The organism is Bacillus sp. 16GRE42 (assembly GCF_019837435.1).
Lineage (GTDB): Bacteria > Bacillota > Bacilli > Bacillales > Bacillaceae_G > Bacillus_A > Bacillus_A wiedmannii.
In genome coordinates this window covers 639,947-666,506 of record NZ_JADAXF010000003.1, presented here as the reverse complement: position 1 = coordinate 666,506, position 26,560 = coordinate 639,947, and the positions used below count along the sequence as shown (strand labels likewise).

Below are 26,560 nucleotides of genomic sequence, written 5' to 3'. Positions count from 1 at the left end.
CTAACTAAATCATATAGGATGGAGATTAACAAAGATGAAAAAAGTGTACTTCAATCATGATGGTGGTGTAGATGATTTAATTTCACTATTTTTATTACTACAGATGGATAATGTCGAGCTTACAGGTGTTTCAGTTATCCCTGCAGATTGCTATTTAGAACCAGCAATGTCTGCAAGTCGCAAAATTATTGATCGCTTCGGCAAAGAAAATATTGAAGTAGCTGCATCAAATTCCCGTGCGAAAAATCCATTTCCAAAAGACTGGCGGATGCATGCATTTTATGTAGATGCTTTACCAATTTTAAATGAGTTTGGAAAAGTTGTAACACCCGTAGCAGAAAAACCTGCACATCATCATTTAATTGAAACCCTACTACAAACTGAAGAGAAAACAACTTTATTATTTACAGGGCCTCTTACCGATTTAGCGCGTGCACTATATGAAGCACCTGTAATCGAGGGGAAAATTGAGCGCCTTGTTTGGATGGGAGGAACATTTCGTACTGCCGGCAATGTACATGAACCAGAACATGATGGAACTGCTGAGTGGAATTCGTTTTGGGATCCTGAAGCAGTAGCTCGTGTGTGGGAATCAAAAATTAAAATCGACTTAGTAACGCTAGAAAGTACAAACCAAGTTCCATTAACTATAGACATACGTGAAAGTTGGGCAAAAGAGCGTAAATATATTGGTGTTGATTTTCTTGGTCAATGCTATGCAATGGTTCCTCCCCTCGTTCATTTCTCAACTAACTCTACTTACTATTTGTGGGATGTATTAACTGCTGCCTTTATCGGGAAATCTGGCCTTGCAAAATTACAAACAATTAATAGTATTATTCATACATATGGACCTAGCCAGGGGCGTACGGTGGAAACTGTTGCTGGACGACCTGTAAATGTAGTATATGATGTAAACCACAATGGATTTTTTAACTATATAACTGAATTAGCGAAGAAAGCTTCCACTTGAACCACTATCTATATGAAAAATAAATAGAATGGCATTATTTCAGACGATAAACCCCATATTTAGAATTTGTTTGAAACTACATATTTAACTATTGAAAAGAGTATTGAATTAACTTTCAATACTCTTTTTATGCAGTTTAATTATATTTGATTAGTGTAGTGTCTTACTAATTATTCATTTCATAACCATTTACAAAAAACGTAATTGTTTCTAATTCATCTTCATTTAATTCTCTATTTACGTCTCGTTTATACGCTTCCTTTATGTTTTCTTCATCGCCTTTATGAATTTCTGTATAAGTTCCTACTGTTTTTAACAAATGCATTTCTTGTAAAAACTCATCCCGACTTATAGCTGTCCCATGAGAAAGAATATAAGTTTCAGCATCAAATGACTCCAATTCTTCGATTAATTTGAACGTTCGTTTCGTCGTATAGTTCCATTTTGAAGAAAAGATATCTGCATATATACAGTCTCCTAAAAATAATATCTTTTCTTCTTTCACGTAAATAACAACTGAATCATGTGCATGATCTCCACCGACATGTTTTAACACGCATGTCACTTCACCAAGGTCTAATTCAATTTGATCCTGGAATGTTAAGGCCGGAGGAATGATTTTAATATTTCTCACTTTTTCTTCAAACTCTTTCTTGATACAATCCGCACAAAATGCAATTTCAGTACCCTCTTTTACACGTGCGTCCAACGCTTCATCTGTCCATTCATAAGATACTAGTGACTGCATTTCTTTTTTCGTTTCAGCATGCGCAATAGTTAATGCATCTTGTAGTACAGGCAATCCAAAAATATGATCCCAGTGCCAATGCGTTAATGCTACGAAATCAGGACTTAATACATTTTGTTCTTTTAGCATTTCTAGAAATAATTGTGCATGTTCTTCTGAATTCCCTGCATCAATCATTAATGTTTTTTCTTGTCCAACGACCATTCCTAATATAGGTCTATCTGTTTCAGAAACAGGTGTCATATACCAAAATGAGTTTCCTATTTTTTTTATTTGCTGCATAATTAGTTCCTCCATTTACTACTATTCTCTTCAATTATTATCTGTAAAACCTTCATCCAGCACATAGCATGAAATAATATATATCGCTTTCTTTAGAACATAGTAACTTCATCTATCCATTTAAATAAGCATCCCAATCATAGTCTTCAATTTTATAGAATCTACCTTCATCATTTCTTTCATATGCACATAAAGGTGGTTCCTCAAGAAAGTTTAAAATAGAATCATCTATATTCAAAATAACTCCAATTGAAATAATTTGAAAGTTTTTAGGATTATTGACATAGTCATCACTTTCATAGCCACTTAAAATTGACCAACCTGGATCGCCTTCTGCTGTTGGATTATCTCTAAGCATAAAGTTAAATTCTCTTTTTTCAAGTACATCATCACTAACAATTACCTTCGTATCAAAATAAAAATCCCAATCACTTGAAGCTGGATCATCATATTCCGTATCACATATATTTTCAATTCCAAATGAAATTTTATCACCTATTTTTAAATCTAAACGATACGGATCATTGTCCAGTTCCCCTACGAACTTCTTCTCATTTCTTTCAGTGATTACAACCCACATTCTTTCACCATGAAATCCATCTTCTTCCTCATTTTTAGATACAAAAATTAGCTTTACCAAATCTCCAACCTTTAATTTCTCCAACACTTCTGAACTAGGAAGATAAAATGTATAGGGCGCTTCTTTGTTTATTTCATAAACATTATCTAAGTACCAAGTCATCTTTTTCTCTCCTTAAAAGCTTTTCACACTCATATTTTAAAAATAACACTATTTTTTCTTCCGGCAAACTACTACCATAGAATAGCAGTCTTCCCCTAACTTATTTCCTTCCCAATCATTATATATATGTAATAATTCAAAACCATTCACTACTAATAATCTTTCTAACTCTTGCGGATATGTATAGCGAAGATCGATCGTTGTTTTCAGTTCTTCTACTTTCACATCATCCTCATAAAACCTTCTTGTTGTTATGTAATGCTGTATTTGCTGAATTGAATCGTATGTCATTTCAGTATATAGATCGCATTTTCTTTCCTTTTCATCAATAATAGTTGTCCAATATTCTTCTGTAGATGGTTGTATTAATTCTTCTTTTGAAGGAAAACGTGTATCGAATATAAATATACCATTATCAGCTAACACATGATGAATAGATGTTAATAACTTATTTTGATCTGTGTTCGTAAGTAAGTGTTGAAATCCATGACCAACCATAAATGCTAACAGAATTGTTTCTTCAATCTTTAATTGTAAACAGTCTTGTTGTAACCATTTTACTTTTTTACAATCCATAGATTTTCTCTTCGCTTCAGCAAGCATACCTTCATGTATATCTACACCAATCATTTGATATCCGTTTTCTATAAATGGAATTGTAACCCTTCCTGTTCCGCAGGCAATATCTAGAATCCATTCATTTTGTATATTTAGTTTTTGTGCCCATGATAGTAAGAACGGAAAATCTGACAGACTTTTATTTTCTATATCATATCGTTTTGGATTTTCGTATTCAGATAGACTCCATTTTGTTTGCAAACGTATTCCCCATTTCATATTTCCACTTAAGTTTAATATATAAATTATAACGAATTATTAGTTTTTTCTCTATAATCAAACACAATTACTTGGACTAATCTAACTTTCCTTTTCGTAAGCTAAAAATAAGTGGAAGAATCGGAGTGTGATACGATGGAACGATTATGGATTCCTATGATAGTTACATTTTTTTCATTCGGTGGATTACTATTAGGCGGTGCTGTCGGCATTGCTACGCGCCAACTAATTGAAGAAAAAATGCATCGTTTATATGCATTATGTGGCGGAATTTTGCTTGGCCTTTTATCCCTTGAAATTATTCCTGAAACATTTGCAAGCTATGAAATAATTGGGCCTATACTTGGTATAGCTATCGGTATTTTGGTTATGAACTTATTAGATAACTATTGTCATCATCCAATGATACATAAAAAAGATCAACAAGCGTGGCAAACTTTCCTTTTTCTTTCTTTTGCTATATTTATTCATAATTTGCCGAGTGGCTTTGCATTAGGTACAGCATTTATAAATCATAATGATTCTGCCATTCCTTTCTTACTTGCGATTATAATTCACCATATTCCTGAAGGCCTAGCATTAATCATCCCCTTCCTCTTTACAAAGCATAAATGCATTTCATTTTTATTTACGACTTTATTACTTTCACTTATTCTCGGAACTGGTACTGTCTTTGGTATTTTGATGGAAGGAAAGGCTCTACATTTACAAGGGCTCATTATGGGGAGCGCTATCGGTTCACTTGGCTATGTCACAATTCATGAAATGCTTTGGAAGGCTAAAAAACAGCTCTCCTTCCTTACATTTTTAACATGGGCAACTAGCGGGTTTTTACTAATAACAGTATTTACACTATTTACTGGTCATCATTAAAGATAACAATATAATCATTTGTATATTTTTCCTTTTTCTCCAAAACATAATAGTATCTACCTATTATAAGGAGGAAAAATTATGTTTGGGAAAACAGCCGGTGAAGCATTAGTTGACCTATTAATTGACTGGGGAGTAGAACACATTTACGGAATGCCTGGAGATTCTATCAATTCTATAATTGAAGCTTTAAGAAAAAAACAAGATAAAATCAAATTCATCCAAGTCCGCCATGAAGAAGCTGGTGCACTAGCAGCAGCTGCCTATGCTAAGTTAACAGGAAAACTCGGCGTTTGTATGGCAATCGCAGGGCCGGGCGCTATCCATTTATTAAATGGTTTATATGATGCTAAACTCGATAAAGCCCCTGTTCTAGCAATTTCAGGTCAAGTAGAAACAGATTTACTCGGGACGGATTTTTTCCAAGAAGTAAACTTAGAAAGATTATTCGATGATGTTGCGGTATATAACCAGCGCATTATGTCAGCAGAACAGTTGCCTGCTGTCGTGAATCAAGCGATTCGAATGGCTTATACGAAAAAAGGTGTATCTGTTCTTACGATTCCAGATGATGTTCCGAAATTCGAAGTAAAAAGTGGTGCTCGTGTTACAAATACTTCTTTTACATTACCTGAGTTATTTCCGCAAGAAGAAGATTTACATGCTGCAAAACTCGCAATAAGTGAAGCGAAAAAGCCTGTAATTTTAGCTGGAAAAGGTGCGAAACATGCGAGAGAATCTTTACTTACTTTCGCAGAACACATCGGTGCTCCAATCGTACTTACATTACCAGCTAAAGGGATTATCCCTGATGAACATCCACTTTGCATCGGCGGATTAGGATTAATTGGAACGAAACCTTCTTATGATGCAATGAAACATGCAGATACTTTAATTATGATTGGTACTTCTTATCCATTCACCGGTTTCTTACCCGAAAAAGCAAAAACAATTCATATCGATACTGATCCGGCCCAAATCGGTAAACGTTACGTAACAGATATCGGCTTAGCCGGTGATGCTGATAAAACATTAAAATGGTTAATTGAAAATGTAGAAAAACACGAGGACCATTCCTTCTTAGAGCATCATCAAGAAATGATGAAAAATTGGGAGGAAAAATTACACAATCAAGAAGACGATACATCTACTCCAATTAAACCACAACGTGTTATGCATGCACTGCAACAAGTAGCTCAAGATGATGCAATATTATCAGTCGATGTCGGAAATGTAACAGTATGGACAGCAAGACACTTCCGTATGACAAATCAACAATTTATCATTTCTAGTTGGCTCGCAACACTTGGCTGCGGTTTACCTGGTGCACTTGCTGGAAAAATTGCTTACCCGAATAAACAAGTATTTGCAGTTTGTGGTGACGGTGGTTTTGGAATGACAATGAACGACTTCGTAACAGCTGTTAAATATAAACTGCCGATCGTGGTCGTTGTTTTAAATAATAATAAGATCGCCATGATTAAATTCGAACAAGAAGTTATGGGGAATATCGAATTTGGCACAGACTTAACAAACCCTGATTTTGCAAAATACGCAGAGGCGTGCGGAGGTATTGGATACCGAGTTGAGAATTTAGATGAACTACTTCCTGCTTTCGAAAATGCGGTAAAACAAAATAGACCGTGTATTATTGATATAGTTGTAGATGCAAACGAAGCACCAATGCCAGCAAAAATCACCTTTGGTCAAGCCGCTGGTTATACGAAGCATATGATAAAAGAATTATTTGAAGAAGGTAAGATTGATTTACCACCACTATAAACAAAAAAGAGAGCTGAAAACAATTTGTCTTCAGCTATCTTTTTTATTTTTGTATCTCTCTATAAAAGGAAAAATCATTCACATTAGTTTGTACTCGCTTCTCTTCCTTTACCTCTTTATCCTTGCTCCTTGGTGTTCTTACATTTCCTAGTTTAATCGCATCTTGCATACTATGACTAACTAGATTTCCCGCTAAAATTGTCATACTATAAAAAGCAATTGGTATAAGTACAATCCATGTATGTGTAGTTAAATGGCGGAAGTTTTGACCAATTAGGCCAGTCCATTCTTTTGTTACACTATCTGGATCCATTCCACTGAAGATTATTGTTCCACCAAAAAATAATTGCAACAAACCAAGGTGTAAAAGTAGTAATAAAGTACTTACAAATTGTTGCGCTACTAATAAAAGAAATGGCGGTAACATATGCGGCCATATATGGCGCTTCAACCTATGCCACTTACTTCCGCCGAGCACAGTAGCTGCCAACATAAATTCTTCTTTCTTAATACGCTTTACTTCTTGCGCTACATACAACATAACCGTTGGTACAGCAAGACATACAAGAACTATAATTTGAAATGCCACACGCAAATACAACGGCACAACTTCTGCTCCACTATCAAACGTTAAAACTTCATTTAACATAAAATAAGAAATCATAACCATCGGTACAATACTAAAAGGATCAAAAAAGGATGAAATAACTGGAAAAGAACGTTTACCATACATACCAAGAAGTAAACCAACTCCCCCTCCAACTATAACTCGTAAAATCGCTATAATTATACTCGCTCCAACTGTCCATTTTGCACCTTCTATTATTAATTGAACAAGGTCACGACCTTTCACATCACTTCCAAACCAAAATTTACTTGATGGCGAAAATGGTGCTGCCTCTAGTTCCCCTTTTTCGTTATACATCATCGTAAGTTCACGAATATTCCCATCAAAAAACACCGTATATCCAATACTAACAATCATTAGTACACTCAAAAAAGTAATACCTATCCAAAATCTCACATCTCTTTTTACAACTTGCCACATGTTACACACGCACCTTTATAACATTTTGTAAAAGCGTATGTAATATACGAAATAGTATAAAAAGCGGTACGTATAATATTACTAGACTCACTGTAAATATTTCTAATTTTGGATTTTCTTTCACAAAAACAAACATACCATATGTATTAAATATCCATTCAATAATATATAAATTGGAAAGCATAAATAAAATATTTGTTTTCGCGTAATAAATTGTCGTTAATAAAACATTTCTTGAAATATGATGTGTCAAAATATGCCGGAAGCTTAGCCCTTTACTCTTGGCAAACAAACTATAATCTTTCTCTAATTCTTCTTTAAACCGAAATAACAACAGTTTAATAAACAATAATGTTGTTGGTATTGTAAGACATATAATTGGTAACAAACGTATCCTTTCTTCCCCTAATCCAGCCAGTTTGACCGGCATAAATCCTGTTTTTTGAAACATATTTACGACAAGAAGTTGCGATAATAAAATAAGTAAAATATCCGGTATACTCTCAAGCGTAAGAAAAACCCCGTTCCACATTTTCTGTTTCATATAAGAACGCTGCAATACCCAAACGACAAGTATATACGCTATAAGCAAAGATAGTAAAAACGCTGATAGAAATACAATCATCGTTTCAAAATAATGAATCCATATTTGCGGAAATAATTTTCTTGAGTCTCGAAATCCATATGTAATTTCACCCGGTTGAAGTATCTTCCCTCCAAGAAAGACAATCGTGTTCCAAAAACCGATTAAATCAATTTGCAATCCCTTAAATAAACGCGGTAGCGCGCCTAGACAGATTATACATAAAATTGCAGCTACTAGTTGTAAACAAGTAACCCCACACCATTTAGCAATTCGCATCAACATAACGATTTCCCCTTACCCTCCGATAGAATATTCAGAAATCAAAAACCACATATATTACATCTCTTCAGCTATACTTTGCACCCGTTTCTTCCCACTCGGTAAAATGGTTTGATATAAACACGTAACAAAAAATAATAAACCAAATAAAATAATATACAACGTATCTGCACGAATCCATTTCGGGAACAACATCGCTATCGCACCGATAGATAACAGCTGGAATCCTGTCGTTAATGGACTAAGTAAACTTTGAACACGTCCCATGAATGATTCTTCTACAATTTCATACATCCAGCCCATAATTGCAACATTAATAAACGGTAAAAAGAAAGTCGCAAAAGCGATACATACATAAAAAGACCATACGTGGTTTACAAAGTAACACATACCGAAAAAGACCCCTGAGCCAGCCATACCAAAGACAATAATAGGCTTGGGTGCATATTTCTTCCCTACACTTGTTGCTACTACACTTCCAATTAGTAATGAAATCCCTCCAACTACACCACCCACCATCGCTAAACTTTCATACGTTGCTGGTGCTAATTTATATTTTAATATGTAAGTTGTGGATACGCTTAAAATACCATTTAATAGTCCAAACACGATAAATCCTAAAAGTAATTTTTTTAAAGTGTCATTTTGATATATACTTGATCCCTTTTTGAAACTCTGTTATTAACATTTTCAAATTAACTTCTTTCCATTTTGTTCTACCGTTTGGCAAACGCACTTTTTCTGGAATGGAGATCGTTTGAATCAAAATACCACTCATAATAAAAGTGAGCGTATTTACTAAAATACTCCCGTATATTCCAAAAGTCCAGTACACCATCGTTGCAATTCCTACACCAAACAAAGCATACAAACTATTCACCATTTGATTCACACCTGCTGCTGCACCGTATTGGTCGGATTGAACTACTCCCTGTATCATCGACTGTTCTGATGGAGAGAAAAATTGTATACATGCATTTTCCAAAAATAAAAATATAAAGACGAGTATAATCATTCCGTAATAAAGCGAAATTAGAATTCCGATATTACAGAGCGAACAACATATGTTACTTACCGTACAAATACGTTGTCTATCAAAACGATCCACTACTGTCCCTACTAATAGAAAAAAGATTAATGCAGGTAATGCCATCATGATTTGTGTCATCGTTGCGTAAACTGGTTGTTTTCCGTATTGGTCTAACAAATAAAACATTAAAGAAACTCCAGCAATCATAGAACCGAGTCGCTCTAAAATATTTGCTAGAAAAAAACGTGCATACACTTTGTTACGAAATAACTGTAGCATTTCTTTCATACTTCTAACCCTTTCTCTCGACAAAATTTTATTTTTTCAGTCATTTCTCGGAAGTTACATTATATTTTTCGACCATTATCCAATCTTTTCCTTCTGTATAGAGCACAATAAAAAAAAGACTCATGTTTTTTATACAAGAGTCTTTTTATTTAACTTCGCTTCACGTAATGATATGTAGCTAAAATCTTTATACGTCTCGCTAACTATTTTAATTCTCTAAAGTTCGGATATACTTTATTTATTTTATGAATGTATCGCACATCCACTCATAAAATTTTTCCTTCTCTTCAAATTGCGGATAATGAGCTGACTTTTCAAAAGTAATGAATTCTTTTTGATTCACTTCAATCATATCAAAATATTTTTTCGCTGCATGAAATGAAGTATTATAGTCGTATTTTCCCATAAGGAAATAAAGCGGTAGCTTCATTTCAGTCACCTTAGTAGGCAATGGGTTCTTTAAATCCTTTTCTAATAAGACAGTTTGAGAATGTGATAATCCAACGTTATAACGAATTACATCTAAAAAGTTATATTCATTACTGAGTAGCATCCCAATATTATCACCATCTGGATTTTCAATGAGTCTTGATGTTCCACCATATTTTGCAACATAATTCCTCGGAGTGTATGTATCACCATTTTTAATTTTTTCAGTCAACTCATTTAAATAGGCAACCTCATCTGTATTCCCAGCACTTTGTGCCTGTTCAATCACATAGTTTAAACTATCCATTTCACTTTCTACTGTATCACTCATTTGCCCTATGCCAACATATGCTTCATATTTTTCAGGGGCTTTATTGGCAGCTTGCATTCCGATATATGTACCGTAAGAATGACCAACCAATATTACTTTTTCTTTACCAAGATGTTTTGAAACATAATCTGTCATAGCTAATAAATCTTCTACAAGAAGATCTGATGTAAGATTCGAATAGTCTTCAAAGAAATGATACGACTTCCCACTCGCTCTTTGATCGTAATTAACAACTGTGAATTTCTCTTCCAATAAGTTTTGGTATTTTTGCGCATATGGTATTTCTGAAGTACCTGGTCCACCATGTACAAAAATAATAACCGGATTGTTCTTATCTTTTCCGCGTATCATAATTTCATGATCACTTCCATTTATCTCTACTTGCTCTAATGTACTTATACTGTTTTTCCCTTTTATTTGCGAGGTCCATGTAGGAAATATTAGTGCTACGATTAATAATAGTAAAATGATGACTCCAATAAGTTTTATTAATTTTTTTATCTTCTTCATAAGTAGTTTCCTTTCTTTTAAATTTATAAAAACATCAATTTAGTTCAGTAAAACTACCTCAAAAAAATATAAATATACAACAATTTCACCTTGATCTTTTGCACATTCTTAATATCCCATACACTTCTTAACTTTCCGCTATATAAACTCTTAATATTCCCTTAATTTTCAATATAAAATTCATAGAATGACTCGATCACAATGTATTAAAAATAAAGAAAAAAGCCCTTGTTTTCAAAACAAAGACTTTTTTCCTTTAACTATTTCGCAACCTCTTCTTTCGGCATTACCATACCTTTATAAAGCTGGACAGTAATCCAGTAATAGATGAAATAAATGACTAAGAAAATCCCTATCGGCACCCATACCTTCACAAACGGGTCAACTAATATAAAGCTAAATAAGTTAAGCCCTACTAACACGTGGGAAATTCCAATAATTGCTGGGAAGATAAATAAATATGAAATTTCTTTATAAATACTTTTCGTTAACATACTACGTCTCACACCGATTTTTCGTAACATTTCATAACGGCGTACGTCACGAGAAGCACCTGTTAATATTTTGAACATTAGCGAACTTGCCATCATTGCTAAAAAGGCAATTCCAAGGAAAAATCCCATAAACATTGTTCCACTCATGAAACTGTTCATAAACTGATAAATTGTCATTTTTGTAAATAAGTCTACTTTTGTACCTGTTGTTTTTTCAATTTGTTCTTTTTGTCTCTTATCTATATCGAGCAACAACGGTTTATATTTTTTCATATCATCTACTTTTGCTAATGTTACACTATGTTCCGTTCCTTGAACTGCTTTGTAGTGTTCTTCATCAGCAATTCTTACCGGTTTTCCGTTAAATTGATTATGTGTAATTTGTATTTCTCTTACAACCGCATCTTCCCAATCCCTTGGCATACGAGGAAGTTTATTGGCTGCTTCGGGAGCTTCCAAAGCAGAATAAACAGGTTCAGTTAAAGGTTCAGCCACACGTTTTCGAGCTGGCTCTTTTAAAGTTTTTGTATCAAAGTGATCGGAAACGAGTGGTGGTTTCGCCGTTAAGTCGTTACGTAAGTAATACACCGCTTCTCCATCTACTTTATATTTATACTTGCTTTCTTCCACAATTTCCATTTCTTTTAATGCCGCTTTATCTTGATCATTTGGATCATGAATTACAACATCATATACACGTGAGAAGTCTGTCATAATACCTACATTTTTTTGAAATGCCATCCCTGCCGTCATCGCACCTGCGCCTAATGCAATTAACATCGCTACAGTGCCTAATACTCTCGATAAACTATTTACGCGAAAGCGCAGCTGTGCATATGTAAAACTATTTAAGCCCGTTTCATTTCGTTTTTTATTCCCTTTAATTTTCATCACAAAAAATGGGAGTAATGAACTAAAGATAAAATATGTTCCAAGAGTTGTAACGATTGTCGCTATTATAAAGCCTAATTCAGCATATATTTTTACATTGATCATAAAGTAGTATCCTATACTTACTAGCAATATACCAAGTACCGTCATTATAATAATGCGAGTTTTACTTTTCTTTACTTCATCTAGTGTTTCATCTTCACGAATTAACTCCAATTCTGTTTTACGTAATAACCGGATGCTATTCATTAAACCAGTAATAAAAAATAGTATTAAGAAGAAAATAGCTGTAACTAAGATTGCTGGTGTATATACAGATGAATAACTACCTTTCGCTGAAATTTCCATACCATTCATTAAAAAGTTTCCTGCTACACTTGCAAGCAACATCCCCACTAAGATCCCGATAATAATACTGACAATCCCCATACCGAATGTTTCAATAAATAATAACTGTGCTACTTTTTTCTTTTTCGCACCGAGCATCATGTACATACCGAGTTCTTTTCTTCTTAATGTGAGTAAGAAAGAATTGGCATATATAATATAAAATACAGTAATGAACGATAATAGTATGGCACCTACCCAGAATACGAGTCTAATACTACTAATAAGACTATTATCCTTCGTAAATTCACTATTCATCGCCATCGTTTGGAACATGTAGAAAATACTAATACTAATAACGAGACCAATAAGTAAAACCATATAATCTTTTAACATCTTTTTCATACTATGACGTGATAATTTGAATAACATAGTCTCGCCCCCTACTTAGACTCAGCAGCTGAGCCCATATGAGCGAGCACGCCTAAAATGTCTTGATAGAAATTTTCTCGCGTTCCTTGACGCGTTAACTCTTTATAAAGAAGACCGTCTTGAATAAATAAAATACGCTCACAATAACTCGCACTAAATGCATCGTGTGTAACCATCAAAATACTTACATTGTGATTTTCATGTAAATCTTGCATCGCTTCTAATAAGCTTTTTGCATTTTTACTATCAAGCGCACCAGTCGGTTCATCTGCTAATACGATTGCTGGATTATGTACTAAAGCTCGTGCTGCCGCCGTTCTTTGCTTTTGTCCACCAGAAACAGCAGTTGGATATTTTGTTAAAATTTCAGTAATCCCTAATTTCTTTGCAACCTCATTTACCTTCCCCGTAATCTCACTTGAAGGTACGCCTTGCAGAGAAAGTGGTAAAGCGATATTTTCATAAATTGATAAGTTTTCTAGTAAGTTAAAATCTTGAAAAATGAATCCTAATTTTTGAGATCGAAAATCAGATAAAGCATTCCCCTTCATTGAAGTAATATTTGTGCCAGCTATTGTCACACTGCCACCTGTCGCTTGATCCAGTGTACTAATCACATTAAGTAGTGTCGTTTTTCCAGACCCAGAAGGACCCATAATCCCGACGAATTCTCCTTCTTTTATACTTAATGACACACCCCTTAATGCTTTTGACTGATTCTCATTTCTTTTCCCATACGTTTTTTCTACACTTTCCACAGTAACTACATTTGTTGACATCTCTTTCACTCCATCCCTTTTGTATAAAATTACTTTCTCACATATTTCTTATCTTTTTCTCATGTAAACCCTTAAGAATTTTTTAATTTTTCAATCAGTAAGGATTACACGAGTAACGTAAACCTTTTTCCTATTTCATATTCTCACTTTTCTAAAACTCGTTCCTTCGATTTCGCTTACATTTACCTTACATTTTTGTAAGGTAAAAATATGACAGACCACTTTATAAGGGAATTTTCTTTGTAATGAAAAAGCTTTTTATTTTCATCAAAATGAATAGGAAACATAAATAACAATAATAACAAATTAAAAAACAATATAATTTTATTTTAAAACGATAAATTATATGATAAAATCATGTTGTTATTAAATAAACGAGGTGCTTTTTATGAAACAAGTTACAACACTCTTTTTAAAACTAGCTATTGTTTTTATAGGTATAGTAGTACTTGCATTGTGCATATTTTTAGTGCCTAAAATCGGGAATTTTGCTGGAGAATTGTATCCAGCTATCGCTTATATGAAATCTCTCGTTTTAATCGATATTTACGTAGCAACGATACCTTTTTACTTTGCTCTGTATCAAGTTTTTAAACTTTTAAGTTATATTGATAAGAACAAAGCGTTCTCGGAATTATCAGTAAAGTCTTTAAAAAATATAAAATACTGTGCTCTCACGATCGGTACCATATACTTACTAGGTATGCCGCTCTACTATCTTATGGCAAAAAAAATTGATCCTCCAAGTTTTATAACAATTGGACTAATCATTATTTTCACCTCTATCTTGGTTGCTATTTTTGCTGCAGTTCTCCAAAAGCTCTTACAAGAAGCCATTAATATAAAATCAGAAAATGATTTAACAGTATGAAGTGAAGTATATGGCAATAAATGATGAAGGGATAGCTTAATCGCTATCCCTTCATCATTTATTATGGTTCTTTACTTACTTTAAATTCAGTAATACATGTTAATGGTGTATTTTATTTTCAATCTCTATTTCTTATTTTTTATTTCCTCTTTTATACTCTCCACAAACCCATTTAGTTCAATAACTTCTGACTGGTCTTCACCGTATTTACGTACATTTACAGATCCGTTCTCCATTTCCTTATCCCCAATAACAAGAACATAAGGAACTTTTTGCATTTGTGCTTCTCTTATTTTATATCCTAACTTTTCATCTCGTACATCTCTTTCAACACGAATGCCAGCTTGTGCTAATTTATCCGCAATCTCATCTGCGTATTGTACATGGACTGCATTCGAAACTGGAATGACCTTCACTTGAACCGGTGCCACCCATGCCGGGAACGCGCCTCCAAAGTGCTCAATTAATATCGCTAAGAAACGGTCTAAAGATCCTAAAACTGCTCTGTGAATGACAACTGGTCTTCTCTTTTCATTCTTCTCATCTATATAATTTAAATCAAACTTCTCTGGCATTTGGAAATCTAGTTGGATTGTCCCGCACTGATGACTTCTATTTAAGGCGTCTTTAATATGGAAGTCGATTTTCGGTCCATAAAATGCACCGTCACCTTCATTTAGTCTATATTTATAATTCAATGAATGTAATACATTTTCTAATGCCTCTTCTGCTTGCTCCCACAACTTATCATCACCCATTGAATCTTCTGGACGAGTAGAAAGCTCTACTTCATATTCGAATCCAAAAGTTTTATAAACATAATCAATTTGCGCCATTACAGATTTAATTTCATCTTCAATTTGTTCTGGAGTTACAAATAAATGAGCATCATCTTGGCAGAAAGTACGTACTCTTAATAATCCATTTAATGCCCCGCTAAATTCGTGTCGGTGTACTTGACCGAACTCACACATACGAATTGGCAATTCGCGATAAGAGTGTAATTTATTTTTGAACATTAACATATGTCCTGGGCAGTTCATTGGTTTTAATGCGAAACTTTTATTGTCTACTTCAGAGAAATACATGTTGTCTTTGTAATGTCCCCAGTGTCCTGATTTCTCCCATAATTCTTGGTTCATCATAAACGGAGTACGTACTTCTTGATACTTATACTCTTTTTGAATTTTTCTTAAAAATGCTTCTAATTCATTACGAATAATTTGTCCTTTCGGTAAATAAAATGGCATTCCCGGAGCCTCTTCAGAAAACATAAATAACTCCAGCTCACTACCTAATTTACGATGATTTCTTTTTGCTGCTTCTTCAACGAAATGTAAATAATCTTCTAATTCTTTTTGAGAAGAGAACGCAACACCATATATACGCTGAAGCACTTGATTGTTACTATCACCTCGCCAATATGCACCAGAAACGTGAGTTAATTGGAATGCTTTCAAATAGCCTGTTGACGGTACATGTGGTCCTCTACATAAGTCTACAAATTCACCTTGTTTATATAGTGTTACACTTTCCCCACTAGGAATTGCTTCTAACAATTCTAATTTCAGGTGATCATTCATTTCTTGAAACAGTTTTTTTGCCTCTTCTCGTGAAACCTCAACTCGCTCTATTTTTATATTTTCATTTATAATTTTTTTCATTTCTTTTTCGATTTCCGGTAAATCTTCTACGTTTACACTACTCGGAAGATCCATATCATAATAAAATCCATTTTCAATAACAGGTCCTACACCAAGGTTTACATTACCATGTATTCTCTTTACAGCTTGCGCTAAAATATGTGCCGCAGAGTGTCTTGCAATTTCTACCCCTTCATTTGAATCTATAGTAACGATTTCTACTTCCGCATTTTCTTCAATATTTCGGCGTAAATCATATAACTGATCATTTACTTTCCCTGCAACTGCTTTCTTTTTTAAACTACTGCTAATGGATCCCGCAATTTCTTCTAAAGTAATTCCTTTTACAAATTCTTTAACGCTTCCATCCGGAAATTTCATTTCAATCATCTGTTCTTTCATTTTTCATCTCTCCATTTCATAATAAAAAGCACACTCATCCCTAAAATAGGGACGAGCGTGCTTTTACCCGTGGTTCCACCCAGATTCCCATTGTAAATATACAATGGCTTCTTTTACGGTAACGTCGTTTACACGGCACTAGATACTTAATTTCCCCAGTGCAGCTCTAAGGTGGTAAGTTATTTTTCTGCGTTAGGAAGTTCTCAGCTTTCCTTCCTTCTCTGTATAACCGGATAAAATAACTCGTGTCCTTTTCTTCGCTTATTATGAAATTGAATACAAAAAAGCATATTCATCCCTAAAATAGGGACGAATATGCTTATATCCGTGGTTCCACCCAGATTCCCATCACAAAAAAACATAATGGCTTCTTTTGCGATAACGTCGCTTACACGGCACTAGATACTTAGTTTCCCTAGTGCAGCTCTAAGGTGGTAAGTTATTTTTCTGCGTTAGGAAGTTCTCAGCTTTCCTTCCTTCTCTGTATAACCGGATAAAATAACTCGTGTCCTTTTCTTTGCTTTTAAAAGTACATCCATTAATTGTTATTTACTATATCTTATTCATTTTATTTTTGCAAGTGTTTAAAAATGATTTTTTATTAAATAAAAAAAGAAACCAAAAATAGATTTTTGGTTTCCTCTTCTCAATTTTACCAATCTTGTGGTTCGTAATTTAAGTCTGAAAATAGACGTCGTTTCTCTTTCTTCGATAAATCTCTCCACTGTCCAACAGGTAAATTATTTAATTCTATATTCATAATTCTTGTACGCTTTAACGTGTATACTTGATAACCTAAAGCTTCACACATACGACGAATTTGACGATTCAACCCTTGAGTTAAAATAATTTGGAATTCATATTTTGATAACTGTGTTACCTCACAAGGAAGGGTTTTCGTTCCTAAAATTTTCACACCAGCTGCCATTTTCTCTAGAAAATCAGGTGTAATTGGCTTATCTACTGAAACGATATATTCTTTTTCATGTTTGTTTTCAGCACGTAAAATTTCATTAACAATATCACCATCATTCGTTAATAAAATTAAACCGTCTGAATCTTTATCAAGACGTCCAATGTGACTAATTCGTAATGGATGATTCACTAAATCGATAATATTACCTTTTACAGCTTTTTCACTCGTACATGTAATACCTACTGGTTTATTTAAAGCGATATATACGTGATCTCGAGCAATACGAAGTTGCTCTCCATTTACGCGTACATCATCACCTGGATTTACTTGGTCACCAATTTTTGCAACCTTACCGTTAATAATTACTCTTCTCTCATTAATTAGTTTATCTGCTCCACGTCGAGACGCTTTTCCAGCTTCACTAATAAATTTATTGATACGCAAATTAGGCACATCCTTTTCAAAAAAATTCTAGCTCACACTGATTCTACCGTACAATACAAAAGGGTAAGCCTTCTATTATAACTTAAATATATTAACATGAAAGGGTATATAACGTCTTCTATTAATTACTCGTTTATAAGAAAATATCTTTATTATACATTCATTTATGCACGTTTTGAACACTTAATATACAAGCCACTCTTCCTTACATACAGCTTGTTTACCTCTTATGTCTTTTAAATCCTCATGAATATTAGCTAGTTTATACAGCTCTGGGAAAATCTCTTCTACATAATTTTGATGCGCCATTTCATCTTTCCAATAAGTTAACACTATGTAACGATTTTCAGTTTTTAAAGACTTCCCAACTACTCCACCTATCATCCCGTTTGCTTTTTCCATTCCTTTATTCCAAATTTCCTCTTGCTTATGTAAAAACTGCTTTTCTCTCTGTTGTTTTACATCACATATAGCAACTCTGACAAATGACCCTTCTGTAACAACCTCTTTCAAAGGCATATCAGTTATATCATACAATGTTTGAAACAGTTCAATTTCACATGAAAGAAACGTATCCTCTTGATTACTATTTAAATAAATGGTATCGTGAGCACCATTCATAAATGATTGATACGCACCCCTATCATTCCATAAAGTATAAACACACGCCTCATCTTCATTCCATCCACCAAATTGTCCGTGAAAACCATCTAGATGCTGTATATCACGCCATTTTTCTTGTGCGATTGAAAATAACTCTTTTTTCTCTTCTTCCACTTTACAATAGATTGTTTTTAGTAACATTTTTAATTCCCCCTTTAGAATATAATTTATTTTCTTCTCACAACATTTAGTTCACATAATAATTTTATAATCCTCTAATACTCTTTATAGACATATAGAACTAATCATATTTATCACTACATCTATCAAACCATTTATCTGATTTCATTTCAAATAATTCAGAATTAAAAGAAAAGCTGTAACCCTTAACGAATTACAACTTTATCTTATCTCCCTTTCTTATTCACCTTTTGTTCAAATAAATAATATGTAATTTCTCCTGGATAATGTAATACAGTTACCTTCCGCTCCCCTTTTTTAAAACTATTAGTATGCCCATTTTCCCCTAAGTGCTCCCATCCACTTGCCTTTGTAATAGGTATTACACTTATATATTTATAATCCGCTTCATTATCATCGTTAATATGGATTGCTGACATTGGTACTGGAAAATCTTCCATTTTAGATTCTTTGTCCAGATATATGAGTGCAAATAAGCCAACTAATATCATAGCCATTGAAATATTTGAAACTAGCTTTTTTCTATTCGTTTTCACTAAAAACCCTCTTTTCTCACATATTACTTTCATCATTTTACTAATCTTAGTTATTTATGTATATAAAAAATATAATTAAAATCAATTACATACTATATTCTCTACCATTAATAATATTATTGTTATATATTATAATTATAAGATGTTTATTTTTGGAGGGATTACCCATTGAAGAAATTATTTTTTAATAAATGGACAATAGTTATTTCTATTTTTATTATTACCTGTACGATTTTCTACACAACTAAAGATAAAAATAATAACGAAAAAACCACCGTAGAAACAATTGATACAAAAACTTTTAAAACTAAATTACAACCAAAAATTGATGAATTAACTACAAATTATAATGACATCATCGAAAAAGATTGGTTGCCTGCCTGGGAAGAGATTAACACGAACGGAGATTCAGTAGACAGAAATAAACTATTAGTCACAATGACTGCTATTTCCAAGCAATATGAAAAAATTATAAACGAAATAGACACTGTGAAAATTAAAGAAAATATATCGGAAGTACAAATACAAGAACAACTAATTTATTTCAAAACTGAATTTAAGACTGCTTCTAAATTTATGAAAAATGCAGCAGATTTAATTATAGACGGAGCAAATAACTCTACTCCATCCAATGAAACAATTGAAAATACTAAACATGCTTTAGGACTTGCGGACCAACATATTGTCCTCGCTTTATCTACGTTAAATGAAGTTGAAGTTAAATTAGGACTCGCAAAAAAATAAAACTGGTTACTATTTTAAAATAAAAAAAGATTGCAATTCACATTTTGTCTGTCTATAATGTTTTTATTGATTTACAATCAATGTTTTTATAAATTTTATAATTCGGATGAACCATTCAGGAGAAGGTCTATTGATCTACCGACGGGGCAAAAAGTTGCTGAATCAACTTTGAAACTCTCAGGTCTTGGTTACAAGTAGAACTGCATGGGGACGAATCTCTGGAGAGACTCCCTCTCGCTTTATATAGCGCGGAGGAAAACGAGCACCGAAGGAGCAAATCCGCTACTATAGCGGATAATCTCTCAGGTAAAAGGACAGAGACAAGCGAAAGAAAATGCCGATTTGTATCGGTTTATTTTTCTATCCCTTGTTTCTCCAGAGACCATTTCATTTTCTTGAAGTGGTTTTTATTTTTTCATAAAAAGGAGAATACAGATGGAGACAGTAAGTACAGTATTAGAACAAATCAATCACTATGTGTGGGGATTACCAACGTTGTTGTTACTCGTTGGTACTGGTATCATTCTCACAGTGCGTTTAAAAGGTTTACAGTTTAGTAAACTATTATACGCTCACAAACTAGCTTTTAAAAAATCAGAAGATACATCCTCCTCTGGAGATATTAGCCACTTCCAAGCACTTATGACAGCTATGGCGGCAACGATTGGTATGGGGAATATAGCCGGTGTTGCAACTGCTGTGACAATTGGTGGACCCGGTGCAATCTTTTGGATGTGGATTACTGCTTTGTTCGGTATGGCAACAAAGTATGCCGAAGCCATTCTTGCGGTGAAATACCGTGTTAGTAATGAAAATGGTGAATATTCAGGTGGTCCAATGTACTATTTAGAACGTGGTTTAGGTAAGAAATGGCTTGCTGTTTTATTCGCTATATTCGGTACAACTGCTTCTTTCGGTATCGGTAATATGGTGCAATCTAACTCAGTTGCAGAGGCAATGCGAATTAATTTCTCTTTCCCCCCTGCTTTAACTGGTATATTCATGTCGTTTTTAATCGCCATTGTTATTTTAGGCGGTGTGAAAAAAATCGGGAAAGTGACAGGATACATCGTTCCTATTAAAGCTTTCTTTTATATCATTGCTGGACTTATTATTATTTTCTATCACTACGATCAAATTCCAGAAGCATTTTCACTTATTTTTTCTGGCGCATTCAATGGTACTGCAGCTGCTGGTGGTTTTATTGGCGCAACAATTGCATCTGCAATTCAAATTGGAATGGCGCGCGGTGTATTTGCGAACGAAGCTGGTTTAGGGAGCGCCCCTATTGCAGCAGCGGCTGCAAAAACAGATTCGCCTGCAAAGCAAGCTTTAGTTTCTATGACTGGTACTTTTCTAGATACGTTTATCGTATGTACAATTACAGGGCTAGTATTAATTACTACAGGTGCATGGAAATCAGGTAAAACTGGCGTTGAAGCGACGACACTTGCGTTCCAATCTGTATTTGGCACTGCTGGTAGTATGATTCTTGGTATCGCAATTATATTATTTGCCTACTCTACTATTTTAGGATGGTCGTATTACGGCGAGAAGTGCGTGGCTTATTTGTTTGGAGAAGGTGCTGTTAAATATTATAAAGCAATCTTTATCGTCATGATTGCAATTGGTGCGAATTTAAAATTAGGCATCGTATGGACGTTTGCTGATATTGCAAATGGACTTATGGCGATTCCAAACTTAATTGGCCTTATTGGGTTAAGTGGTATTGTTGTTGCTGAAACAAATCGCTTTTTACAAGCAGAAAAATTGAAAGAAAGTCATAAAAAACAGGCAAGTTAATCTATGAAAAAAGGAATGACTCATACATGATGAGCATTCCTTTTTTTATCCCCTCTTTTACTTAATTACTTTCATTAAAAATATATTTATATCAATGTTTACTCCTTTTTATTCCTCCAAAAGTTTTTCACATAAATGTCATAAATCGTATGGTCTAACTATATAGTTGAAAAAGAATGCGACATTAAAGTGTCGCTGAAAAACTCATACAAGAAAAGGGAGGAAAAATCTTTTGAAAAACAAAATCATTGTTTTCCTATCTGTTTTATCTTTTATTATTGGTGGTTTCTTCTTTAACACGAATACTTCAAGCGCTGAAACATCATCTACTGATTACGTTCCTAACCAATTAATCGTTAAGTTCAAGCAAAATGCATCTTTAAGTAATGTGCAATCTTTTCATAAATCTGTCGGAGCCAATGTCTTATCTAAAGATGATAAGTTAGGTTTTGAAGTCGTTCAATTTTCGAAAGGTACTGTAAAAGAAAAAATAAAGAGTTATAAAAATAATCCAGATGTAGAATATGCAGAACCGAATTATTACGTTCACGCCTTTTGGACTCCAAACGACCCATATTTTAAAAATCAATATGGATTGCAAAAGATTCAAGCTCCACAAGCTTGGGATAGCCAACGAAGTGATCCTGGTGTAAAAGTAGCTATTATTGATACAGGAGTTCAAGGCTCACACCCTGATTTGGCTTTGAAAGTAATTTACGGGCATGATTATGTTGATAACGACAATACATCTGATGATGGTAATGGTCATGGTACACATTGCGCTGGAATTACTGGAGCACTTACGAATAACAGTGTCGGAATTGCTGGTGTTGCCCCACAAACTTCAATTTATGCTGTCCGCGTATTAGATAATCAAGGAAGTGGGACTCTTGATGCTGTAGCGCAAGGTATTCGAGAAGCTGCTGATTCGGGTGCAAAAGTAATTAGTTTAAGTTTAGGAGCTCCAAATGGTGGTACTGCATTACAACAAGCCGTTCAATATGCATGGAATAAAGGTTCTGTTATAGTTGCAGCTGCTGGAAATGCTGGAAATACAAAAGCTAATTACCCTGCTTATTACAGCGAAGTGATTGCAGTTGCTTCTACAGATCAATCAGATAAGAAATCTTCATTTTCTACTTATGGTAGCTGGGTAGATGTTGCAGCACCAGGTTCAAATATATATTCCACATATAAAGGAAGCACGTATCAATCATTAAGTGGTACATCTATGGCAACACCTCATGTTGCAGGAGTCGCTGCTCTTTTAGCAAATCAAGGATATAGCAATACACAAATCCGCCAAATTATTGAGTCTACTACTGATAAAATTAGTGGTACAGGTACGTACTGGAAAAACGGTAGAGTCAATGCATATAAGGCTGTACAATACGCTAAGCAATTACAAGAAAATAAAGCTTCTTAAGAAATAAAGCAAAACTTTAATCAGTCGATCTATCATTAATACGAAATAAAATAGAAGGAGAGACTTCTACAATTAAAGCCTCTCCTTCTTACAAACTATATTACTCCCCCTGCTTTTTAACCATATGTAAATATAGCACAAAATCCGTCATTGTCGATGAATGACCAAGTTGACGGATCATCGCTGTTATATTTCCTCTATGATATGTCCCATGATTTACAACATGTTGTACTAACTCTAAAATTGAAGTTTCTAATTTCCCTGCATATGGATTCTCAATAACAAATACAGCATTCACGTCTTGTATTGTAATTAAGAAGTCTTTATATTGATTTGCCATGTTTTCAAACATTTTTTCTAATTCATGTAACGATTTAGTTTCGATTTGTTTGCGTAAATTTTCTCGGTCTTGTATTGCTTCATTCATACTTTTACCATGCAATACGTGTAACCACACTTGATCTGTAATATAAATATGCGTAAAAGTATCCTTAATTGATGGAAATACACTCTGTATCTGTTCATTAAAAATAGTCTCATAGCTTGGTAATTCTTTTAGTCGATTGAATAACCGTATATTAGCCCAAGCATGGTAATCCACCTGTTTTAACATGTACTCTTTCAATCTAAATCGCCTCCTTATTGTACGAAACGAATGTTTTGTTTCTCCATTTCCGATTCTCTATCAGCTTTTGCAATTCCTTTTTCTTCAATTTCACGTTTATTTATTGTTTTATAATTTACATACGTATGAAATTCCGTTTGAAATGGAAACGGTGTAATCCGAATTGTTTCCTCGTCCACCCATTCAGCTTGAATAGGTTTCTCCACTTTACTATTAAACATTTCTGTTCCTTCAAAACCATCTTTAAACAAATCAATTTCATCTGTCTTTTCTACGCCAGGTTTATTCATACACACATATAAAGAAAGTTCATCGCAAAACTTTAATAATCTATAATGTTTATCGAACATCGCAAATTGTTCTTTTGTTAACGTTTTCAATATTCTTTTTTGTCGTTCCAATTCCCCTGTATAAAATGAAAGCATCTCTTCATCTTCATCATTTAATGGAAATGATAAAAAATGTTTACTACAAAGTAATGCTCCGTATGGATTTGAATCTTCAATTTCATTCAAACCAATCGTATAAAAAACAAAACGCAATGAACTTGGACAATCCATAAATGTATATGGAATATTTTTAGCATCATTCAAAATTGGTACTTTATCAAGTTCTATCCATCCTCTATCATGCTCATATATTGCATCAATTGTCTCTTTTAAGTATGTTTCATCTTCAAAAAAATCTTCTTTTATATGCTTTGCAATCTCTCCAGCTAAAAAACCATGATCATGTTGACGAATTAATATACTTTCTTTCTCATTCTTTTCACGAAAAATCATTCATATTCTCCCCCTCATCCTCATATTACAGCGTTTTCTATACATCAATTCTTAATTAATCCCTAATTATTAGCAGGGATTCAGTCTCTTTCAACGAAATTAACATAACTATATAGTATTCTTTCTAACCATATAAATAGCTTTCTCTATACTATCCATTATACTAAAACATTCATTCTAAAAAACTTTTTATGAGGTGAAAACATGAACAAAACAGAATTAGTTAAAAACGTGGCACAATCCGCTGATATTTCTCAAAAGGAAGCTTCTGCAGCGGTACAATCCGTATTTGACACAATTGCTACTGCATTACAATCAGGCGATAAAGTTCAATTAATCGGCTTTGGAACTTTTGAAGTGCGCGAAAGATCTGCTCGTACAGGACGTAACCCGCAAACTGGCGAAGAAATTCAAATCGCTGCCGGTAAAGTTCCAGCATTTAAAGCAGGTAAAGAGTTAAAAGAAGCTGTTAAATAAACAAGAAACCAGCCATTTTATAGGCTGGTTTCTTGTTTTATTTAAGTAATTCCTTTATATTCTCAGCATGATACACTTCACAAATATAAAATATACATTTGCAGTTACTTACAATTTGATATTTTCTAGTTGGATACACATTCGCCGTAACAGAGCATCCATCAAACAATTCAATAATATTCCCAGATGGCTGATATCCTTCGTATAGTACGTTTCTTCTTACTTCCATCTTTTCTATAAGTTTTTCAACTGGAATATTTCCACTCTCTAATTCACTCTTAATTGTATTTGGTAAAAACGAAGTGTCCGCAAAAATTAGATTCTCAGATAACACTTTTCCTTTATAACTAACATTGGATACACGGTAAAGAAATGTTCCGTTTTTATCAAAGAAATTCTTTGCTTCTTTTGGGATGTACTGTCTATCAAGTACCTCTTGTTCGAGAACATCAAACTGAACTGTATCATTCAAAAGCTTTTCTAATGCATGAATAGATGATGTATCTCCAGAAAATAAAATATTTTTTATTGCTTGTACATTATAAGTGAATTCATTTGTTCTATTTTCCGCTACTAACATGAGGAACACCTCTTCTATAAGATTTTTTATTTAACTTATTTATAATTTAAAAGCGCTACTGCATCTAACTGTGTGATTTCAGTTACTTCTTTACTAAATATTGCAATTGAAGCCATATAATCTACACTAGGCCTTATATCTGCCATCATTGTATTTTCTACTAATTCTTGCCTATCCTTAAAAACTAACAAATTTGGAGGATCATTTGGAGCCGACACAGTAATATGTACTGGCGGAATCATTAGTCCTTCACCTGTCGCTTTTAGTACTGCTTCTTTTCGAGTCCAATATGTTAAAAAACCTTCTATTTTCTGTTCATTAGGTAATTTCATAACTTGTGCTATTTCAATGTCTGTTAATACGCCCTCTGCCATTTTCATAACATCTACATTTGGATTCATTTGTTCAACATCAACGCCAACAAGTGCAGACTTTGTAAATGCAACAACAACCCACTCACCCGAATGTGAAACAGATATTTGCGGCATTCCTTCTGGTAATTGTGGTCTACCATGTTGTAACTTACATACAGGGCACATTCGATCAATCGGTACTTGAACTGGCGACATAGAAAGGATCTTTCCAAGAACTAATCTACTAATTACACAACCTATTATAAATCGTGCACGATCTGCCGATTGATGATATGAATTTGCTTTCTCTCGTTCAACATCGTTTAGTAAATTGTAATGCCCTGATTGTAAATCTGAAATTCTTGCCCACCATATTTGACAACTATTCTCATTAAGAGTTGGTACAGAATCTACAACTTTACTCTCTATCATGTAAACTCTCTCCTTCTTAGTACGAATATCACTTTATTTCAAAAATATTATCATGCTATTA

Annotated in this window: 24 protein-coding genes, 1 pseudogene, 1 riboswitch and 2 other annotated features; of the genes and pseudogenes, 8 read left to right on the top strand and 17 right to left on the bottom strand. The window is 33.8% G+C overall.

Going from position 1 to position 26,560, the window contains the following annotated elements; genetic code table 11:
* Positions 1-34: 34 nt before the first annotated feature.
* Positions 35-973 (top strand): nucleoside hydrolase, encoded by a 939-nt coding sequence (locus ILS93_RS19830; RefSeq protein WP_098102818.1) that lies wholly within the window; start codon positions 35-37, stop codon positions 971-973.
* Between the two features lie 166 nt (positions 974-1,139).
* Here ILS93_RS19830 and ILS93_RS19825 read toward each other — a convergent pair whose 3' ends face one another.
* The 3 genes from ILS93_RS19825 to ILS93_RS19815 form a co-directional block, all read right to left on the bottom strand.
* Positions 1,140-2,003 (bottom strand): MBL fold metallo-hydrolase, encoded by an 864-nt coding sequence (locus tag ILS93_RS19825; protein ID WP_098102819.1) that lies wholly within the window; start codon positions 2,001-2,003, stop codon positions 1,140-1,142.
* Between the two features lie 112 nt (positions 2,004-2,115).
* Complete coding sequence (locus ILS93_RS19820; RefSeq protein ID WP_088046880.1) at positions 2,116-2,745, bottom strand: immunity protein Imm33 domain-containing protein; 630 nt, start codon at positions 2,743-2,745, stop codon at positions 2,116-2,118.
* A 48-nt stretch (positions 2,746-2,793) separates the two neighbouring features.
* On the bottom strand, positions 2,794-3,582 hold the full coding sequence (locus tag ILS93_RS19815; protein ID WP_088046881.1) for a class I SAM-dependent DNA methyltransferase: 789 nt from the start codon (positions 3,580-3,582) through the stop codon (positions 2,794-2,796).
* A 135-nt stretch (positions 3,583-3,717) separates the two neighbouring features.
* On the opposite strand from ILS93_RS19815, the gene ILS93_RS19810 reads away from it, so the two are divergent.
* Together ILS93_RS19810 and ILS93_RS19805 are read left to right on the top strand one after the other, a co-directional pair.
* Positions 3,718-4,455, top strand: coding sequence for a ZIP family metal transporter (locus ILS93_RS19810; RefSeq protein WP_064474099.1), 738 nt, complete (start codon positions 3,718-3,720; stop codon positions 4,453-4,455).
* Positions 4,456-4,536: 81 nt separating this feature from the next.
* On the top strand, positions 4,537-6,237 hold the full coding sequence (locus ILS93_RS19805; protein ID WP_064474098.1) for a pyruvate oxidase: 1,701 nt from the start codon (positions 4,537-4,539) through the stop codon (positions 6,235-6,237).
* Between the two features lie 43 nt (positions 6,238-6,280).
* On the opposite strand, the gene ILS93_RS19800 is transcribed toward ILS93_RS19805, so the two are convergent.
* The 6 genes and pseudogenes from ILS93_RS19800 to ILS93_RS19775 all read right to left on the bottom strand — a co-directional run bounded on the left by ILS93_RS19800 (position 6,281) and on the right by ILS93_RS19775 (position 13,661).
* Positions 6,281-7,285 (bottom strand): ABC transporter permease subunit, encoded by a 1,005-nt coding sequence (locus ILS93_RS19800; RefSeq protein ID WP_088046882.1) that lies wholly within the window; start codon positions 7,283-7,285, stop codon positions 6,281-6,283.
* A gap of 1 nt (position 7,286) precedes the next feature.
* Positions 7,287-8,153, bottom strand: coding sequence for an ABC transporter permease subunit (locus ILS93_RS19795; protein ID WP_222661146.1), 867 nt, complete (start codon positions 8,151-8,153; stop codon positions 7,287-7,289).
* 54 nt (positions 8,154-8,207) lie between these two features.
* A pseudogene (locus tag ILS93_RS19790) lies at positions 8,208-9,468 on the bottom strand (MFS transporter).
* 238 nt (positions 9,469-9,706) lie between these two features.
* The gene (locus ILS93_RS19785; protein WP_088046884.1) at positions 9,707-10,738 is read right to left on the bottom strand and encodes an alpha/beta fold hydrolase; all 1,032 of its coding nucleotides are present in this window, start codon (positions 10,736-10,738) and stop codon (positions 9,707-9,709) included.
* A 260-nt stretch (positions 10,739-10,998) separates the two neighbouring features.
* Positions 10,999-12,882: an FtsX-like permease family protein gene (locus ILS93_RS19780; RefSeq protein ID WP_098076260.1), complete on the bottom strand. Its 1,884-nt coding sequence runs from the start codon at positions 12,880-12,882 to the stop codon at positions 10,999-11,001.
* A gap of 11 nt (positions 12,883-12,893) precedes the next feature.
* Positions 12,894-13,661 carry an ABC transporter ATP-binding protein gene (locus ILS93_RS19775; protein ID WP_098102823.1) on the bottom strand — a complete coding sequence of 256 codons (768 nt, stop codon included), beginning with the start codon at positions 13,659-13,661 and terminating at the stop codon, positions 12,894-12,896.
* 388 nt (positions 13,662-14,049) lie between these two features.
* On the opposite strand from ILS93_RS19775, the gene ILS93_RS19770 reads away from it, so the two are divergent.
* A complete protein-coding gene (locus ILS93_RS19770; protein WP_098102824.1) occupies positions 14,050-14,532 on the top strand; it encodes a DUF2975 domain-containing protein in 483 nt (160 codons plus the stop codon).
* Positions 14,533-14,657: 125 nt separating this feature from the next.
* Here ILS93_RS19770 and thrS read toward each other — a convergent pair whose 3' ends face one another.
* The 4 genes from thrS to ILS93_RS19750 form a co-directional block, all read right to left on the bottom strand.
* Entirely contained in the window at positions 14,658-16,577 is a 1,920-nt protein-coding gene (thrS, locus tag ILS93_RS19765) for a threonine--tRNA ligase (RefSeq protein WP_098102825.1), read from the bottom strand.
* A 44-nt stretch (positions 16,578-16,621) separates the two neighbouring features.
* Positions 16,622-16,844: a binding site (T-box leader), on the bottom strand.
* A 35-nt stretch (positions 16,845-16,879) separates the two neighbouring features.
* Positions 16,880-17,104: a binding site (T-box leader), on the bottom strand.
* Positions 17,105-17,229: 125 nt separating this feature from the next.
* Complete coding sequence (rluF, locus tag ILS93_RS19760; protein WP_001222161.1) at positions 17,230-17,937, bottom strand: 23S rRNA pseudouridine(2604) synthase RluF; 708 nt, start codon at positions 17,935-17,937, stop codon at positions 17,230-17,232.
* Between the two features lie 183 nt (positions 17,938-18,120).
* Positions 18,121-18,741, bottom strand: coding sequence for a YdbC family protein (locus ILS93_RS19755; protein WP_064477278.1), 621 nt, complete (start codon positions 18,739-18,741; stop codon positions 18,121-18,123).
* Positions 18,742-18,947: 206 nt separating this feature from the next.
* Positions 18,948-19,313 (bottom strand): hypothetical protein, encoded by a 366-nt coding sequence (locus tag ILS93_RS19750; RefSeq protein ID WP_098102826.1) that lies wholly within the window; start codon positions 19,311-19,313, stop codon positions 18,948-18,950.
* A 132-nt stretch (positions 19,314-19,445) separates the two neighbouring features.
* On the opposite strand from ILS93_RS19750, the gene ILS93_RS19745 reads away from it, so the two are divergent.
* The 3 genes from ILS93_RS19745 to ILS93_RS19735 all read left to right on the top strand — a co-directional run bounded on the left by ILS93_RS19745 (position 19,446) and on the right by ILS93_RS19735 (position 23,250).
* The gene (locus ILS93_RS19745; protein ID WP_064477280.1) at positions 19,446-20,021 is read left to right on the top strand and encodes a hypothetical protein; all 576 of its coding nucleotides are present in this window, start codon (positions 19,446-19,448) and stop codon (positions 20,019-20,021) included.
* 208 nt (positions 20,022-20,229) lie between these two features.
* Positions 20,230-20,349: riboswitch (glycine riboswitch) on the top strand.
* 107 nt (positions 20,350-20,456) lie between these two features.
* Positions 20,457-21,824 carry an alanine/glycine:cation symporter family protein gene (locus ILS93_RS19740; protein ID WP_000451054.1) on the top strand — a complete coding sequence of 456 codons (1,368 nt, stop codon included), beginning with the start codon at positions 20,457-20,459 and terminating at the stop codon, positions 21,822-21,824.
* 232 nt (positions 21,825-22,056) lie between these two features.
* A complete protein-coding gene (locus ILS93_RS19735; protein ID WP_000790928.1) occupies positions 22,057-23,250 on the top strand; it encodes a S8 family peptidase in 1,194 nt (397 codons plus the stop codon).
* Between the two features lie 100 nt (positions 23,251-23,350).
* Here the strand turns inward: ILS93_RS19735 and ILS93_RS19730 are convergent, their stop codons facing one another.
* Both ILS93_RS19730 and ILS93_RS19725 read right to left on the bottom strand, forming a co-directional pair.
* A complete protein-coding gene (locus ILS93_RS19730) occupies positions 23,351-23,875 on the bottom strand; it encodes a DinB family protein (RefSeq protein ID WP_000666442.1) in 525 nt (174 codons plus the stop codon).
* A gap of 14 nt (positions 23,876-23,889) precedes the next feature.
* Positions 23,890-24,657: a DUF3891 family protein gene (locus tag ILS93_RS19725; protein ID WP_000577278.1), complete on the bottom strand. Its 768-nt coding sequence runs from the start codon at positions 24,655-24,657 to the stop codon at positions 23,890-23,892.
* A gap of 204 nt (positions 24,658-24,861) precedes the next feature.
* Between ILS93_RS19725 and ILS93_RS19720 the strand changes: the two genes are divergently transcribed.
* Positions 24,862-25,134: an HU family DNA-binding protein gene (locus tag ILS93_RS19720; RefSeq protein WP_001043960.1), complete on the top strand. Its 273-nt coding sequence runs from the start codon at positions 24,862-24,864 to the stop codon at positions 25,132-25,134.
* Positions 25,135-25,171: 37 nt separating this feature from the next.
* Here ILS93_RS19720 and ILS93_RS19715 read toward each other — a convergent pair whose 3' ends face one another.
* On the bottom strand, positions 25,172-25,714 hold the full coding sequence (locus tag ILS93_RS19715; protein ID WP_000959141.1) for a hypothetical protein: 543 nt from the start codon (positions 25,712-25,714) through the stop codon (positions 25,172-25,174).
* 35 nt (positions 25,715-25,749) lie between these two features.
* Positions 25,750-26,499 carry a 4'-phosphopantetheinyl transferase Sfp gene (gene sfp / locus ILS93_RS19710; protein ID WP_000573029.1) on the bottom strand — a complete coding sequence of 250 codons (750 nt, stop codon included), beginning with the start codon at positions 26,497-26,499 and terminating at the stop codon, positions 25,750-25,752.
* Between the last annotated feature and the right edge of the window lie 61 nt (positions 26,500-26,560).

What these genes read in the sequence shown, in the direction of transcription:
- ILS93_RS19800 (WP_088046882.1), bottom strand. Translation starts at nt 7,285, where the DNA reads ATGTGGCAAGTTGTAAAAAGAGATGTGAGATTTTGGATAGGTATTACT.
- ILS93_RS19830 (WP_098102818.1), top strand. Translation starts at nt 35, where the DNA reads ATGAAAAAAGTGTACTTCAATCATGATGGTGGTGTAGATGATTTAATT.
- ILS93_RS19750 (WP_098102826.1), bottom strand. Translation starts at nt 19,313, where the DNA reads ATGATGAAAGTAATATGTGAGAAAAGAGGGTTTTTAGTGAAAACGAAT.
- ILS93_RS19795 (WP_222661146.1), bottom strand. Translation starts at nt 8,153, where the DNA reads ATGTTGATGCGAATTGCTAAATGGTGTGGGGTTACTTGTTTACAACTA.
- sfp (WP_000573029.1), bottom strand. Translation starts at nt 26,499, where the DNA reads ATGATAGAGAGTAAAGTTGTAGATTCTGTACCAACTCTTAATGAGAAT.
- thrS (WP_098102825.1), bottom strand. Translation starts at nt 16,577, where the DNA reads ATGAAAGAACAGATGATTGAAATGAAATTTCCGGATGGAAGCGTTAAA.
- ILS93_RS19775 (WP_098102823.1), bottom strand. Translation starts at nt 13,661, where the DNA reads ATGTCAACAAATGTAGTTACTGTGGAAAGTGTAGAAAAAACGTATGGG.
- ILS93_RS19805 (WP_064474098.1), top strand. Translation starts at nt 4,537, where the DNA reads ATGTTTGGGAAAACAGCCGGTGAAGCATTAGTTGACCTATTAATTGAC.
- ILS93_RS19810 (WP_064474099.1), top strand. Translation starts at nt 3,718, where the DNA reads ATGGAACGATTATGGATTCCTATGATAGTTACATTTTTTTCATTCGGT.
- ILS93_RS19780 (WP_098076260.1), bottom strand. Translation starts at nt 12,882, where the DNA reads ATGTTATTCAAATTATCACGTCATAGTATGAAAAAGATGTTAAAAGAT.
- ILS93_RS19755 (WP_064477278.1), bottom strand. Translation starts at nt 18,741, where the DNA reads ATGTTACTAAAAACAATCTATTGTAAAGTGGAAGAAGAGAAAAAAGAG.
- ILS93_RS19825 (WP_098102819.1), bottom strand. Translation starts at nt 2,003, where the DNA reads ATGCAGCAAATAAAAAAAATAGGAAACTCATTTTGGTATATGACACCT.
- ILS93_RS19725 (WP_000577278.1), bottom strand. Translation starts at nt 24,657, where the DNA reads ATGATTTTTCGTGAAAAGAATGAGAAAGAAAGTATATTAATTCGTCAA.
- ILS93_RS19715 (WP_000959141.1), bottom strand. Translation starts at nt 25,714, where the DNA reads ATGTTAGTAGCGGAAAATAGAACAAATGAATTCACTTATAATGTACAA.
- ILS93_RS19770 (WP_098102824.1), top strand. Translation starts at nt 14,050, where the DNA reads ATGAAACAAGTTACAACACTCTTTTTAAAACTAGCTATTGTTTTTATA.
- ILS93_RS19815 (WP_088046881.1), bottom strand. Translation starts at nt 3,582, where the DNA reads ATGAAATGGGGAATACGTTTGCAAACAAAATGGAGTCTATCTGAATAC.
- ILS93_RS19720 (WP_001043960.1), top strand. Translation starts at nt 24,862, where the DNA reads ATGAACAAAACAGAATTAGTTAAAAACGTGGCACAATCCGCTGATATT.
- ILS93_RS19785 (WP_088046884.1), bottom strand. Translation starts at nt 10,738, where the DNA reads ATGAAGAAGATAAAAAAATTAATAAAACTTATTGGAGTCATCATTTTA.
- ILS93_RS19820 (WP_088046880.1), bottom strand. Translation starts at nt 2,745, where the DNA reads ATGACTTGGTACTTAGATAATGTTTATGAAATAAACAAAGAAGCGCCC.
- ILS93_RS19740 (WP_000451054.1), top strand. Translation starts at nt 20,457, where the DNA reads ATGGAGACAGTAAGTACAGTATTAGAACAAATCAATCACTATGTGTGG.